Origin of the sequence: uncultured Desulfovibrio sp., assembly GCF_949282365.1 — a bacterium.
Lineage (GTDB): Bacteria > Desulfobacterota > Desulfovibrionia > Desulfovibrionales > Desulfovibrionaceae > Desulfovibrio.
Map to the genome: position 1 here is coordinate 37,247 of NZ_CASDOY010000005.1, position 13,179 is coordinate 50,425.

The window sequence follows — 13,179 nt, forward strand, 5'->3', positions numbered from 1 at the left end:
GTCCGGGAAAGGACGGGGGATCAGGGTGCGGCCTGCGTCCGCCACACGGACGGGACGGCCGCAAGGCCCGGTACTGCAGACGCTTCTTGCCGGACGATCGACGTACAGCGAGGGGGAAGGCCATAGGGCTTTCCCCCTTTTTTCGTGGCGAAAAACGGTACTGGCGAGGGGCTGGCGGAGCTAACGGCGGCGCAGGGCAAAGGCCAGCACCAGGATGACCAGGGCCAGGCCGCATGTGAGGGCCAGGGGCAGGCTGTCCAGTGCATCGCCGTAATGCTGGCGGGCCAGAGCGGCACCGGCGAAGATGCCACCGGCAAGGAGGGCCTTGAGGCCCACGCCGCGCCACTGGCGCTGGCGCAGGGCCGTGCGGCTCCGGTAGAGGCTGTCGGCATGGCGGGCTTCATAGGCCGCCAGATCAAGGCCCCGGCGGGCCAGCTCCGCATCGAAGATCTGACGGGCCTGTTCGGTCAGCTTGGGGCGTTCCAGGGCGCAGAGGGCCTGGTCATCCAGTGCGGCATAGCGCTGGCGCAAAAGATCGGCTTTTTCGTCACGATTCATGGCTGTACGGGGGCGGAAGGTGCGGTCGGTGCCTGCGGCGACACCATCTCGGGCAGGAAGGTGATGCGCGGGATGCTGCGCCCTGCCAGCGCGCCGCGCACACGCTGCTCGAAAGCGGCGCTGTCCAGGGCCGGGGCGCCGTCCCGCCCGTCGAGCGTCACGCGGGCTTCCAGAAGGGCAGGACCATAGGCGGCCGGGGCCGTCCGGTAGCCGCCCGCCGTGGTCACGTCCAGCGGCGCGTGCATGAAGTCGAGGCCCTGCAGGAAAAAGCGGAAGCGCACTTCGGCGGCCTTGTCCGGGCCTTCCCACAATTCCATGACCAGGACAGCCCCCGGAGGCAGGGCATTGACGGGGAAGCCCGACGCCTGCCAGCTGACGCCCAGCAGGGCGCCCACAGCGGCCAGGTTGCTCTCGTTGCCCACGAAGACGGCGCAGCGGGCCTCATTGAGACGGGGATCGGCATGCTGGCTGTAGAGCGCCAGGGCCATGTCGCGCAGCAGGGGCCCGCCGTAGATGCCCGCTATCAGCGGCGTACGGTACAGGGCATTGGAGATCTCGCTGTGGACGGGCAGGAGCTTGCGCAGGGCGGCGGCATTGGCCTGTCCCCAGGCGGCATCCTGCTGCGGCCACTGGGCGTATTCCTGCAGCAGCAGATCCACCAGATGCGCGCCCATGCCCAGACCGCCGCGGATCTCCACACGCCGCCCCCTGTCCATGATGGAGATGCCCGGCGTCATGTCCGAAAGGCGGCAGTCCGCAGGCAGGTTGATGCTGCGGCAGGTCTCGGGCGTCAGGGGGCCTGTCAGCTGGTCCAGGAGGGCCATGGGTTCGCCCAGTGTCTCCCACAGCTGGGAAAAATCCCCGTTGACGTGGTCCAGGATGGCCAGCGCCGTTTCGGCGGGATTGAAGATGGCCAGCCCGGCCTGCACGGGTTCGAACAGGGGATCGGTAGCCGTATTGACGATGGCATAGGCAGGCAGGCTGCCGGGGGCCAGGCCCCGCAGCAGGGCCTCGGCACTGGCGCGGCTGGCGGGGGTATTGTCGGCCCGTACGAAGACCCGCTCCTGCGTCTGGCGCACGGGCAGCAGACCGGCCTCAAGGTACAGGCCGCGCAGGGCCGCCCATTGGGCCGTCAGCAGCAGGGCCCCGCGTTCCGAAAGCTGGCCGGGCCCCACCGGCCATTGCGGCCAGGCCTTGCCGGTGATCCCGGGCAGCCGGGCGTCTGCGGCCGGTGCGGCGATGCCGTGGCGCACCAGCATGACGACCTTGCTGAGATGATGTTCGGATGCGGCGGCAGACACCGGAGAGGCCATCACTGCCCAAAGCAGGAGGGCCAGAGCGGCGAGGCGGGTCCAGATTCGCATGCAGATCTCCTTTCTTGGGGGGCAGCATAAGCGCAAATGCTTCCGGGGGCAATGTCTTCGGCCAGTTGCCTGCACTGCCGCACGGGGGCGGGACCCTGCAAGGGATTCACCAAAGACGAAGCAGGCACGGTGCGCCGCCGCACGAGCGGCGGGACCCCGCCGTGGCAGGTCGGGCATGGACAAAGCGGGCCGGCGCTGCTAGATTCCTGCTTTCCGCCTGTACAGGAAAGCGGCCTGTGTGACAGGCCGGCAGCCGCAGGGCGGCACGGGCGGAGCGAGTTTCTGTAATGGACCCGAAAGGGTGGAGCATGGCATGAGCAGACTGACGAATCGTGATTTTTTGAAGGAAACGGATTTTACTCCCGAAGACCTGATCTACTTGCTGGATCTGGCCGCCGCACTGAAAAAAGCCAAGCAGGAAAGGCGCGAGCCCAAGTTCCTGCTGGACAGGAACATCGTGCTGCTGTTTGAAAAGGATTCCACCCGCACCCGTTGCTCCTTTGAAGTGGCGGCGCATGACCAGGGGGCCCATACCACCTATCTGGGGCCTTCCGGTTCCCAGATCGGCAAAAAGGAATCCATGGCCGACACGGCACGCGTGCTGTCCGGCTTCTATGACGGTATCGAATACCGCGGCTTCGGCCAGAGCATCGTGGAAGAACTGGCCCGCTATGCCGACGTCCCGGTGTGGAACGGCCTGACCAATGAGTGGCACCCCACCCAGATCCTCGCGGATTTCCTGACCATGCGTGAACATTGCGACAAGCCCTATACGGCCCAGACCATGGCCTATATCGGGGATGCCCGCTACAATATGGGCAATTCCCTGATGATCGCCTCGGCCATGCTGGGGCTGGATTTCCGCAGCGTGGCGCCTAGGGCCCTGTGGACCTCCGACGAGATCTATGCCCAGGCCTGCGCCATCGCCCGGCAGACCGGGGCGCGCATCACCCGCACGGAGGATGTGGACGCCGGCGTCAAGGGCTGTGATTTCCTCTATTCCGACGTCTGGGTCTCCATGGGCGAACCGGAAGAAGTCTGGCAGGAACGCATCAACCTGCTGACGCCCTACCGCGTGGATGCCGACATGATGCGCAAGACCGGCAACGACCGCTGCGCCTTCCTGCACTGCCTGCCCAGCTTCCACAACCGGGAGACCACCATCGGCGAAAAAATGTACCAGCGCTTCGGCCTGGAATGCATGGAAGTGAGCGATGAGGTCTTCGAGTCGCCCAACAGCCTCGTGTTCGCCGAAGCGGCCAACCGCATGCACACCATCAAGGCCGTCATGGTGGCCACGCTGGCCGACGTGCCGGACGATTTCGTGAAGCAGGGCCGTCTGTAGACCGCGCTGTGCCGCCCTGCAGGTCCTCCCTTGCGGCAGCGGGGCCTGCTTCCTGTCCTGGCGGGCAGGGAGACCGCGCAGCGTCTCCGGCGGCCGGGCCGCGAGGACGCCAGCAAGCAGAAGAGCGTGTATCCTTGAACGGGTACACGCTCTTTTTTCATGGGTCGCGGCTGCTCCGGTGTGATGCGGCCAGATGCCGCACCGCTCCCGTGCGTGGCCCGGCACCCCCTGTGCGTGGCCAGGATGGATCCCATCCTTCGGTCGAGGTCGATCCGTGTCACCTCCTGTGCGGAGGGACAGGAGGGCGGGCTGCCGTGCTGACCAGCCACGGCAGCAGAACGGACAGGGCAGCGCTTTGCGGCGGGCGGTCCTTTTTTCGGGCAAAGGAAGTTCCCCGGCTGGCCGATGAAGGGGGACGATGGAGGCGGGGCAACGAAGTGGTGCAGGAGCAGCGGTCTTCAGCGCCCGGCGTCACAGACATGCGGCTCGGGAGCCTCGGGGCGGCTGCGGGAAAGCTGTGCCCTGTTTGCGCCGTATCCCTTCGGGCCCGCGGAAGAGCGGCCCTCTTGCCTCCCGGGAACAGCGGGCTAGCGGTATTCGCGGCCGGACCAGAGCACTCGGCCGATGACGCGGAACTGCTCGGCGCAGTCGCCGCCCAGGTCGAGGCTCACGGGCGGATAGGCGGGGTTGGTGCTGTGCAGGACGATCTTGCCGGGCTGCAGGTCGATGCGCTTGATATAAATGGCATCCTCGAAGCCGATGGCATAGAGGCGGCCCGAGACGATCTCGGTCTGCCCCTGGTCCAGCAGCACCAGGTCGTTGTCCTGGATCTCGGGCAGCATGCTGTCGCCGGAGACGCGCATCAGGACCATGCGCCGGGGATTGCCCTTGCGGTGCAGGAAATCGCTGCGGAAGGCATAGCCGCCTGCCTGCTCGCTGCTGACCTCAAGACTGCCGGAACCGGCGGAAAGGCGGGCCTCCACCAGGGGGACGGTGATCATGTCCACATCGTCGTCGCAATCTTCCAGCATCAGGCAGGCGGGCATGGCGCCCGGTTCCACCAGCGGCAGGCGCATGGGGCCGCGACCGAAAAAGATCCAGTCGGCATTGCAGCCGGTCTCCGCGGCGCAGGCCTGGACCCACGCGGAGGGGACGTCCCCCCGGGCCAGCGTCTGCTCCACCTCCGCGGCGGAAAGTCCCAGGGCCCGGGCCAGTTCAGCAGTGGTGTCCGCTTCCAGAGCCTGCATGAGGCGCTGGATGACGGAGGCATCAGGACGGGAATCTGTCATGGGGATCTCCTGCGGCACGAGATGGAAAACAGTCCCATGCTAGCAGCAGGGCAGGGGGAAGGCAAGCAGGGGCACGGCGGGCGCTGGGGATTCCGGAGGCGGGGGCGAAAAAAAAGCCCCGCCGGAGCGGGGCGTGTTCCTCATGCGGGAGTGGATCAGGACAGCAGGCCCTTGGAGGCCAGGACGCCCTTGAGCTGTTCCAGATGGGCGTCGGACAGGGGACAGAGCGGCAGGCGCATCTCGCCGGTCATGCGGCCCATGAGCGAGAGGGCGGTCTTGACCGGGATGGGGTTGCTTTCCATGAACATGGCTTGATGCAGGGCGAAGAGGTCATGATGGATGCTCATGGCGGTGGCGATGTCGCCCTTGACGAAGGCATTGTACATGCCCGCGACCTTGCCGGGAACGATATTGGAGGTCACGGAGATGACGCCGCTGCCGCCGATGGACAGCAGGGGCAGGGCGGTGAAGTCGTCACCGGAAAGCAGGCTGAAGCCCTCGGGGCACTGTTCCATGACCAGGCTGCACTGGCTCATGTCGCCGGTGGCTTCCTTCACGCCGACGATATTGGGGAAATCATGGGCCAGACGGCTGAGCGTGGCGGGCAGCAGGTTGGTGCCGGTACGGCCGGGCACGTTATAGGGCACCAGCGGCATGTCCACGGCCTCGGCGATGGCCTTGAAGTGGCGGTACAGGCCTTCCTGGGTGGGCTTGTTGTAGTAGGGGGTGATCAGCAGGGCGCCGTCGGCCCCCGCCTGCTTGGCGAAGCGGGTCAGGCGGATGGCCTCGATGGTATTGTTGGAGCCGGCACCGGCAAGCACGGGCACGCGGCCCCTGGCCTGGTCGATGCAGATCTCAATGACGCGCTCGTGCTCCTCATGGGAGAGCGTGGCTGATTCGCCGGTGGTGCCGCAAGGTACAAGGCCGTGAATCCCCTCACTGATCTGGAATTCAATGAATTCGCGATAGGCGGCTTCATCAACGGCGCCGTTCTTGAACGGCGTGACGAGGGCGGTCAGGGCACCGAAAAATTGCATGGTCCACTCCTTGGAACTGGGCTGATGGGCGGCGGTTACTGGTTGATATATTCCTTGAGCTCCTTCCCGGCACGGAAGAAGGGCAGGCGTTTGGGCACGACGGAGACGCTTTCCCCGGTCTTGGGGTTGCGCCCGGCATAACCGCTGTATTCTTTGATCTTGAAGCTCCCGAATCCCCTGATCTCGATACGGTCGCCTGCGATGAGCGAATCCTTCATCGCGTCAATGAAAGTGTTCACCACCAAGGACGCATCATCGAACGGAAGATTGCTTTCTTCTGCCAGGGCCTTGATGAGCTCGCTCTTGTTCATCGTTCCTCCTCGTCGGTGAAAGGAGAGCGTGTGATAAGGACACCAGTCGTTCTGGTAAAAAATCCTATCCTTTTTAGCGGACGAGGTAAAGTTATGGCGCGAAAAACTGCTGGGAAATATACCCGAAAATGCACAAAAGCGGGTGGCTTCGGCAAAGCGCCCCGTGCTCCGGCCGGGACGGGGCGCTGCCTCAGCGCTGCTGCTCGTGCCTGTAGAGCAGGTAGTCGTGCTGGAACTGGTCGATCTGGCCGTCCAGGACCGCGTCCACGTCGCCGCATTCGCTGTTGGTGCGGTGGTCCTTGACCAGACGGTACGGCTGGAGCGTGTAGGTGCGTATCTGGCTGCCGAAGGCGATGGCATCCTTGCCCGCGTACTGGGCCGCGCGTTCGGCCTCGCGCTTCTGCAGTTCAAGGTTGTACAGACGGGCCTTGAGGATGCAGAGGGCCGATTCCTTGTTGTGGTGCTGGGATTTCTCGTTCTGGCACTGGGCCGAGATGCCCGTGGGGATGTGGGTCACGCGCACGGCGGAGCTGGTGGTGTTCACGCTCTGGCCGCCGGGGCCGCTGGAGCGGAAGGTATCGAAGCGCAGGTCCGTTTCCTTGATGTCCAGCTGGATGTCGTCGCCCACGTCGGGCATGACGTCCACGGAGGCGAAGGAGGTGTGGCGGCGGCCCGAAGCGTCGAAGGGCGAGATGCGGATCAGGCGGTGGATGCCGCGCTCGCTCTTGAGGAAGCCGAAGGCATGCGGGCCCGAGATGCGCAGGGTCACGCTCTTGATGCCGGCTTCATCGCCGGGCAGGTAGTCCAGCTCCTCCACGCTGAAGTGGCGGCGGGCCGCCCAGCGGGTGTACATGCGCAGCAGCATCTCCGCCCAGTCCTGGGACTCCGTGCCGCCCGCTCCGGGATGGATCTCCAGGATGGCGTCCTGGTTGTCCTCCTCGCCGGAAAGCAGCATGACCAGTTCCGTCTCGTCCAGCAGGGCGTCCAGATCGTCCTGCTGCTTGGCCAGGGATTCCAGTGCCTCGGCCTCTTCGCTTTCCGTCGCCAGCTCCAGCCATTCGTGCATGTCGTCATGGCAGGCCTTGAGGTCGTTGAGGCGGGAGATCTCGTCTTCCAGCTGGCGCTTTTCACGCAGCAGCGGGGTCAGGGCCTCGGGATTGTCCCAGGCATTGGGGCGGGAGAGCTCCGTTTCGATGGCGGCAAGGCGCTGTTCGCTGGATGCGACGTCAAAGACGCCCCCAGAGGTTGTCGAAACGCTGGTCAAGGGGCTGGCAACGAGCACGAAGATCACTGAGTTGCAACATGGAACTATCGGGGGGTTGAGGGTGAGGGGCGGCGCGTGCCCCAGAAGATGCCCAGCCAGAGCAGTCCGGCCAGGAGCGGCAGCCAGGGCCCGAGCGCGTGGTAGACGGTGCTCCCCTGCTGCAGGCGCACACGGCCCCAGAGGGTGTTTTCCGTGAACTGGCCGCCGTGGACGGTCACCCGGCCGCGGGCGTCGATGATGGCGGAGATGCCGGTATTGGTGCCCCGCAGCAGCCAGCGGTCCTGTTCCACGGCGCGCAGGGCGGCCAGATAGAGATGCTGGAGGGCGGCGGGCGAGCGGCCGAACCAGCCGTCGTTGCTGATGTCCACCAGCACATTGGCCCCGTGCGCCACGCGGGCCTGGGCCAGCCAGGGGAAGATGGCCTCGTAGCAGATGAGCATCCCCAGGCGCAGGTCCCCGTGCACGAGGGGAGCCGCGGAATGCCCGGGCGTATAGACGCCCACCTCCTGCAGCAGGTCGGCAAGGATGTTCCAGTCGAGCCATTCCGGCACATATTCGCCGAAGGGCACCAGATGTTCCTTGTCGTAGCTGCCCGCAGTGGCGCCGGAGGGGGCGAGGAGCAGGGCGCGGTTGTAGACCGTCACCTTGCCTGCCGCGTCATGCTCGAAGCCGGGCACACCGGTCAGCAGCGGGCTTTGGGCCTGCCGGGCCAGATTGCGCACCAGGGCGGAGAGGATGCCGTTGTTGTCGAAATTGAAGGGCAGGGCCGTTTCCGGCCAGACGATGAGGGGCGTCTCGCCAGGATGCCGCGCCAGTTCCGCCTGCGTCAGACGCAGATAGGTCTCCACGGTGCGGCGCTGGTAGGCGGGCACCCATTTCTGGTTCTGGTCGATATTGCCTTCGGCAAAGAGTACGGCCACGCTGTCCGGGCCCCGTGGATCGGCCTCCAGAGGGCTTTCGTGCAGCCGCCAGCCGCCGTAGCCCAGCAGCAGCACGGCCAGCAGCAGACCGGTGAGCAGGCAGGCGGGCCTGCGCCAGTGCCACAGGCAGAGCGTCACCGTCACCCACAGACCGGCCAGCAGATAGGCCCCCGTCACGTCGGCGGCCTGTATCCACAGGGGCCAAGCCGCCAGGGCCCCGGCCAGGGGCAGCCAGGGGAAGCCCGCCACGAGGGCGTAGGCGTATTCCAGGAAATACCAGGCCAGACCCAGCAGGAAGGCCTGGGCCAGGGGCGGCCGTTCGCGCAGGGCATGGGCCAGCAGGCTGAACAGCCCGCCGGCGCTGGCCAGACAGACGGCCACCAGCACGGCGCAGACAGCCGCCAGCGCCAGGGGCAGGTTGCCCACGGTGGACATGGGGATGGTCAGCCAGTAGAGGACCGCCGCCGTGCCTGCCGTGCCGCACAGCCAGCCGCGGCGCAGGGCAGCCCCCCGGCCGGGAGCGTCGCGCCCCAGCAGGACCAGGCACAACGGCAGGCCCAGGGCCAGGGGCGGCAGGGCAAGGCAGCCGTTGGGGAAGGCCAGCCACAACGCCGCAGCCCCCGCAAGGCCGATGCCCAGGGGGAGGGAGGACAGGCGGATGTCGGACATCATCAGGCTTCCGGGGCAGGATCCTGGACCTTTTCTTCCCGGGCAGGTTCCATGCGCAGATGGCGGATGAGCTTCTTGTCCGCATCCAGGACCTCGAAGCGCCAGCCGCGCAGGACGAAGACCTCGCCGGGGCCGGGCACATGACCGGCTTCCATGCTCAGGTAGCCGCCGATGGTGTCCACCTCGTCGGAGGTCAGGTCCACGCCCAGTTCTTCCAGGTCTTCCAGCAGGGCGCGGCCGGTGAGTTCGTACACATGGTCGCCCAGGGGACGGATGTCTTCCTCGCGCGGCGCGTCGTGCTCGTCCTCGATGTCGCCCACGATCTCTTCCAGCAGGTCTTCGATGGTGATCAGGCCCGAGGTGCCGCCGTATTCGTCCAGTGCGATGGCGATATGCTGCTTCCTGGCCCGGAATTCCTGCAGGAGATTGCGGATGGGTTTGGTCTCGGGCACGAAGAAGGGCTCGCGCATGATGGCGCTGGCGGGCTGGTCGGCCATCTGGGGATCCAGCAGGCAGCTCAGGATGTCCTTGGCGTGCAGCATGCCGACCATGTTGTCGCGGGTATCGCGGAAAACAGGGATGCGGGAATGCCCGGATCCCACGATGACCTTCGCCACTTCGGGCAGGAGCATGTCTTCGGGGACACAGTCGATGTCCGTCCGGGGCGTCATGGTGTCCTGCACCTGCAGGTCGTTGAAACGCAGGATGCCCAGCAGCATGGATTCCTCGTCGGGCTCCACTTCGCCGTCGGCACGGGCTTCGATGATGGCTTTTTCCAGGGATTCGTCGTCTTCGCGTCCGAAAAAGCGGGTCAGACGCGACCACAGGGTGCCATTGCTACTATGACAGTCGGAACCGCCGTCCAAAACGACCTCCTCGAGGGTGCTTCGCCCGTATGCTCCCGCATCGGGCCAAAGCCTGTCGCCGTACCGGGGCACGGGCTGGGGTTGGGAAAAATCGCCGCCGTGAGAGGCGCGTCATTCCTAGGATAACGGGGAAAGTTCCCCAACGTCAACAGCGCACGCTCCATTTTGCCGCCCGGGCGGGGCTGGCGAAAACGGGACCGCGTGCGCGAGGCGGGTCCTCCGGGATCAAAGGGGCTGATGCCGGCCGCGCAGCAGGCCCAGCTTGTGCAGATGTATCTCCAGGCAGCCCACGGCCGCCGGGGTCACGCCGGAGATGCGCCCTGCCTGGCCGAGATTGCGCGGCCGCACGCGGTCGAGCTTTTCTTCCACCTCGCGGGACAGGCCCGCCACCTGCCGGTAGTCCAGATCGGCGGGCAGCTCCACGGACTCCAGGCGCGCGGCGCGGGCGATGAGATCGCGCTGGCGTTCCAGATAGCCCGCGTACTTGACGTCCACCTGGACGGTCTCCAGATCGCGGGGATCGCAGCCCTCCAGGGCTTCGGCCAGCGGCGGCGAGAGGCGGGCCAGGCGTCCCAGATCCATGTCGGGACGGCGCAGGACCTCCTCGAGGGTCCGGCCGCGCAGGGCGGCGCGCAGTTCCGTGTCTCCACCGGGGGCGGGGGCCGCCGGAGCGCCGTCGGCCGCTTCCGTATCGCAGAGCTGGACGCGCACCTGCTGCAGCAGGCGGCGCAGCGTATGGCCGTGCTCCATCTTGTCGTTGAAGATGCGCCACTGTTCGTCGCCCACCAGACCGATCTCGCGGCCCAGAGGCGTCAGGCGCACGTCGGCGTTGTCCTCGCGCAGCAGCAGGCGGTGCTCGGCGCGCGAGGTGAACATGCGGTAGGGCTCCTCGGTGCCGGAAGTGACCAGATCGTCCACCAGCACGGCCATATAGGAGGAATCGCGTCCCGGCACGAAGGGCTCGCGTCCCTTTTCCTGACAGGCGATGTTCAGGGCCGCCCACAGGCCCTGGGCCGCGGCCTCCTCATAGCCGGAGGTGCCGTTGATCTGGCCCGCCAGCCACAGGCCGGGCAGGATCTTGCTTTCCAGCGTGCCGTGCAGCTGCACAGGATTGGCGTAATCGTATTCGATGGCATAGCCGGGGCGCACCATGACGGCATGCTCCAGACCGGGGATGGCGCGGATCATGGCCTGCTGCACGTCCAGCGGCAGGCTGGTGGAGATGCCGTTGGCATAGACTTCCGGGCTGTCCAGCCCCTCGGGCTCCAGAAAGATCTGGTGCCGTTCACGTTCGGGGAAGCGGGCCACCTTGTCCTCGATGGACGGGCAGTAGCGCGCGCCCGTGCCCTGGATGACGCCGGTGAACAGGGGCGAGCGGTCGAAGCCGGAACGGATGGCCGCATGGGCGGCCTCATTGGTCCAGGTGATGTGGCAGGGCACCTGCGGCAGCACCGGGCCGGGACCGTGGAAGCTGAAACGCGGCGGCGGCGTGTCGCCGGGCTGTTCTTCCAGCCGGGAAAAGTCGATGGAGGCGCGCAGCAGGCGCGGCGTGGTGCCGGTCTTGAGGCGGCCCAGGGTGAAGCCCAGACGGCGCAGGCTGTCGGAAAGGCCCGTGGCCGGGGCATCGCCCAGGCGGCCGCCGGGCAGATGGGTGAGGCCGATGTGGATGAGCCCGGCCAGGAAGGTGCCGGTGGTCAGCAGCACATGGCGGGCATGGAAGGTCAGGCCCTGGGCCGTACGCACCCCGGAGGCGCGGCCGCCCTCTTCCAGCACTTCGGTCACGGAGTCCTGCCAGATGCGCAGGCCGGGCGTGGAGAACAGGCTCTTCTTGAGGACTTTCTGATAGGCTTCGCGGTCGATCTGGGCACGGGTGGCGCGCACGGCCGGGCCCTTGCTCATGTTGAGCGTGCGGAACTGGATGCCTCCGGCATCGGCCCAGAGGCCCATCATGCCGCCCAGGGCGTCGATCTCGCGCACCATGTGGCCCTTGGCCAGACCGCCGATGGCCGGATTGCAGGACAGATAGCCCAGACGGTCCACATTGCCGGAGACCAGCAGCACGCGCAGGCCCAGACGGGCCAGGGCCACGGCGGCTTCGGAACCGGCATGGCCGCCGCCAGTCACGATACAGTCAAAACGGTTCTCAGCACTGCATGAGCACATGGGCAAACACCTGGGCATCCTTGAGGGTGGCGGTGATGGAAGAGTGTTCGTCGGGCTGGTGGCAGGTGCTGTCGATGCAGCTCCAGACCGCGGCGGGCAGGCCCTGCCGGCGCAACAGGGCGGCCACGGTGGCGCCGCCGATGCCCACGGGCCGGGCCTCCACCTGATAGACGGCCGCGACGGCCCTGCCCAGGGCCGCCACCACGGGGCTGTCCACGGCCGTTGCCGAGGCCCGCTGGCAGTGTTCGATGGCGACCGTGATGTCCACGCCGTGGCGGGCGGCCACGGCATCCAGACGGCGGCGGGCGGCGTCCAGCACCTGTTCGGCTTCCACACCGGGCAGCAGGCGGCAGTCCACATAAAAACGGTCATGCCCGGGCAGGATGTTGACGCTGGGCACATTGGCGTCGTGCCGGCTGGGCACGAAGGTGGAGCAGGGCGGGTCGAACAGGGTGTCGCGGCGGGGGAAGTCCTTGTGCAGTTCCATGCAGGCCAGCACGGCGTCAGCCCCGGCCACGAAAGCGTTGCGGCCCTTGTGGGGCGTGGATGCGTGGCACTGCACGCCGTTGATCTCGACCTTGAGCCAGCAGAGGCATTTTTCGGCCACTTCGATGTCCGCTCCGGTGGGCGAGCCGGAATCCGGCACGATGTACAGGTCATCGTCGCGCAGGAAGCGCTGTTCTTCGGGCAGGGCCGCATGGCGTCCCAGCACATGGGCGAGGCCGTAGTCGTTGCCGCATTCCTCATCGGCCATGAACACCAGGCCCAGGCTGCAGCCCGGCGTGACGCCGCAGGCGTGCAGGGCCTCGGCCAGCAGCAGCATGCTCACCAGGCCCTGCTGGTTGTCCTCCACGCCGCGCCCCACGAGCCTGTCCCCCTGCCGCACGACCTGCCAGGGATCGGAATGCCACAGGGCCGGGTCGCCGGGCGGCACCACGTCCATATGGGCAAAGAGCCAGAGCGTGCGGGAGGAGCGGCCGGGGATGCGGGCCACCACGTTGGGGCGCACGCCGGAGGGCACGCGCGGGTCAGGGGCGTCCAGGCGGCGGATGTCCTCCACCCCGCAGGCGCGCAGGCATGCTTCGATATACAGGGCCTTGTCCAGCTCGCCCCGGCCGCCGTTCTCCGGGCCGAGGGCGCGGAAGGCGGTCAGATCGCCCTGCAGGGCGACCACACGGTCCTGGCGCGCGGCCAGCCAGTGCAGCAGGGGAGAGAGGGAGCTGTCCCGCGGACAGGTGTTCATGGCGTCTTTTCCTTGAAAGGCAGGGAGCCGTGCCGGCAGGCCCTGCGGAAAAATGACAAAAGGGAGGCTGTCGCGACAGCCTCCCCTGTGCAATGTGCCGGAAAATTGCAATCGGTGCGGAATGGTCGCGCCGGGCGCGTTCCGCATGCC

At 66.9% G+C, this 13,179-nt stretch carries 11 protein-coding genes; 1 reads left to right on the forward strand and 10 read right to left on the reverse strand.

What is annotated here, in order from left to right; translation table 11 throughout:
• Nucleotides 1–180: 180 nt before the first annotated feature.
• Together Q1X76_RS02905 and Q1X76_RS02910 are read right to left on the reverse strand one after the other, a co-directional pair.
• On the reverse strand, nucleotides 181–558 hold the full coding sequence (locus Q1X76_RS02905; RefSeq protein WP_300718034.1) for a hypothetical protein: 378 nt from the start codon (nucleotides 556–558) through the stop codon (nucleotides 181–183).
• Entirely contained in the window at nucleotides 555–1,922 is a 1,368-nt protein-coding gene (locus Q1X76_RS02910; protein WP_300718036.1) for a histidine-type phosphatase, read from the reverse strand. Before Q1X76_RS02910 ends, Q1X76_RS02905 begins: the two co-directional genes overlap by 4 nt.
• A gap of 313 nt (nucleotides 1,923–2,235) precedes the next feature.
• On the opposite strand from Q1X76_RS02910, the gene argF reads away from it, so the two are divergent.
• Nucleotides 2,236–3,267, forward strand: coding sequence for an ornithine carbamoyltransferase (argF, locus tag Q1X76_RS02915; RefSeq protein WP_300718038.1), 1,032 nt, complete (start codon nucleotides 2,236–2,238; stop codon nucleotides 3,265–3,267).
• A 587-nt stretch (nucleotides 3,268–3,854) separates the two neighbouring features.
• Here the strand turns inward: argF and Q1X76_RS02920 are convergent.
• The 8 genes from Q1X76_RS02920 to Q1X76_RS02955 form a co-directional block, all read right to left on the reverse strand.
• Complete coding sequence (locus Q1X76_RS02920; protein WP_300718040.1) at nucleotides 3,855–4,556, reverse strand: helix-turn-helix transcriptional regulator; 702 nt, start codon at nucleotides 4,554–4,556, stop codon at nucleotides 3,855–3,857.
• A 155-nt stretch (nucleotides 4,557–4,711) separates the two neighbouring features.
• Nucleotides 4,712–5,593, reverse strand: a complete 882-nt coding sequence (gene dapA / locus Q1X76_RS02925; RefSeq protein WP_300718042.1) for a 4-hydroxy-tetrahydrodipicolinate synthase — start codon at nucleotides 5,591–5,593, stop codon at nucleotides 4,712–4,714.
• A gap of 35 nt (nucleotides 5,594–5,628) precedes the next feature.
• On the reverse strand, nucleotides 5,629–5,904 hold the full coding sequence (locus tag Q1X76_RS02930) for an HU family DNA-binding protein (RefSeq protein WP_006004403.1): 276 nt from the start codon (nucleotides 5,902–5,904) through the stop codon (nucleotides 5,629–5,631).
• 190 nt (nucleotides 5,905–6,094) lie between these two features.
• A protein-coding gene (gene prfB, locus Q1X76_RS02935) for a peptide chain release factor 2 (RefSeq protein ID WP_300718044.1) occupies nucleotides 6,095–7,208 on the reverse strand; the annotation gives its coding sequence in 2 pieces (ribosomal slippage) (nucleotides 6,095–7,132 and nucleotides 7,134–7,208; 1,113 coding nt in all).
• A 4-nt stretch (nucleotides 7,209–7,212) separates the two neighbouring features.
• A complete protein-coding gene (lnt, locus tag Q1X76_RS02940) occupies nucleotides 7,213–8,760 on the reverse strand; it encodes an apolipoprotein N-acyltransferase (protein WP_300718045.1) in 1,548 nt (515 codons plus the stop codon).
• A complete protein-coding gene (locus tag Q1X76_RS02945) occupies nucleotides 8,760–9,623 on the reverse strand; it encodes a hemolysin family protein (RefSeq protein ID WP_300718047.1) in 864 nt (287 codons plus the stop codon). The genes lnt and Q1X76_RS02945 overlap by 1 nt, the downstream gene beginning before the upstream one ends.
• A gap of 225 nt (nucleotides 9,624–9,848) precedes the next feature.
• Complete coding sequence (mnmG, locus tag Q1X76_RS02950) at nucleotides 9,849–11,786, reverse strand: tRNA uridine-5-carboxymethylaminomethyl(34) synthesis enzyme MnmG (RefSeq protein ID WP_300718048.1); 1,938 nt, start codon at nucleotides 11,784–11,786, stop codon at nucleotides 9,849–9,851.
• Nucleotides 11,767–13,029: a M20 family metallo-hydrolase gene (locus Q1X76_RS02955; protein ID WP_300718050.1), complete on the reverse strand. Its 1,263-nt coding sequence runs from the start codon at nucleotides 13,027–13,029 to the stop codon at nucleotides 11,767–11,769. Before Q1X76_RS02955 ends, mnmG begins: the two co-directional genes overlap by 20 nt.
• Nucleotides 13,030–13,179: the final 150 nt, after the last annotated feature.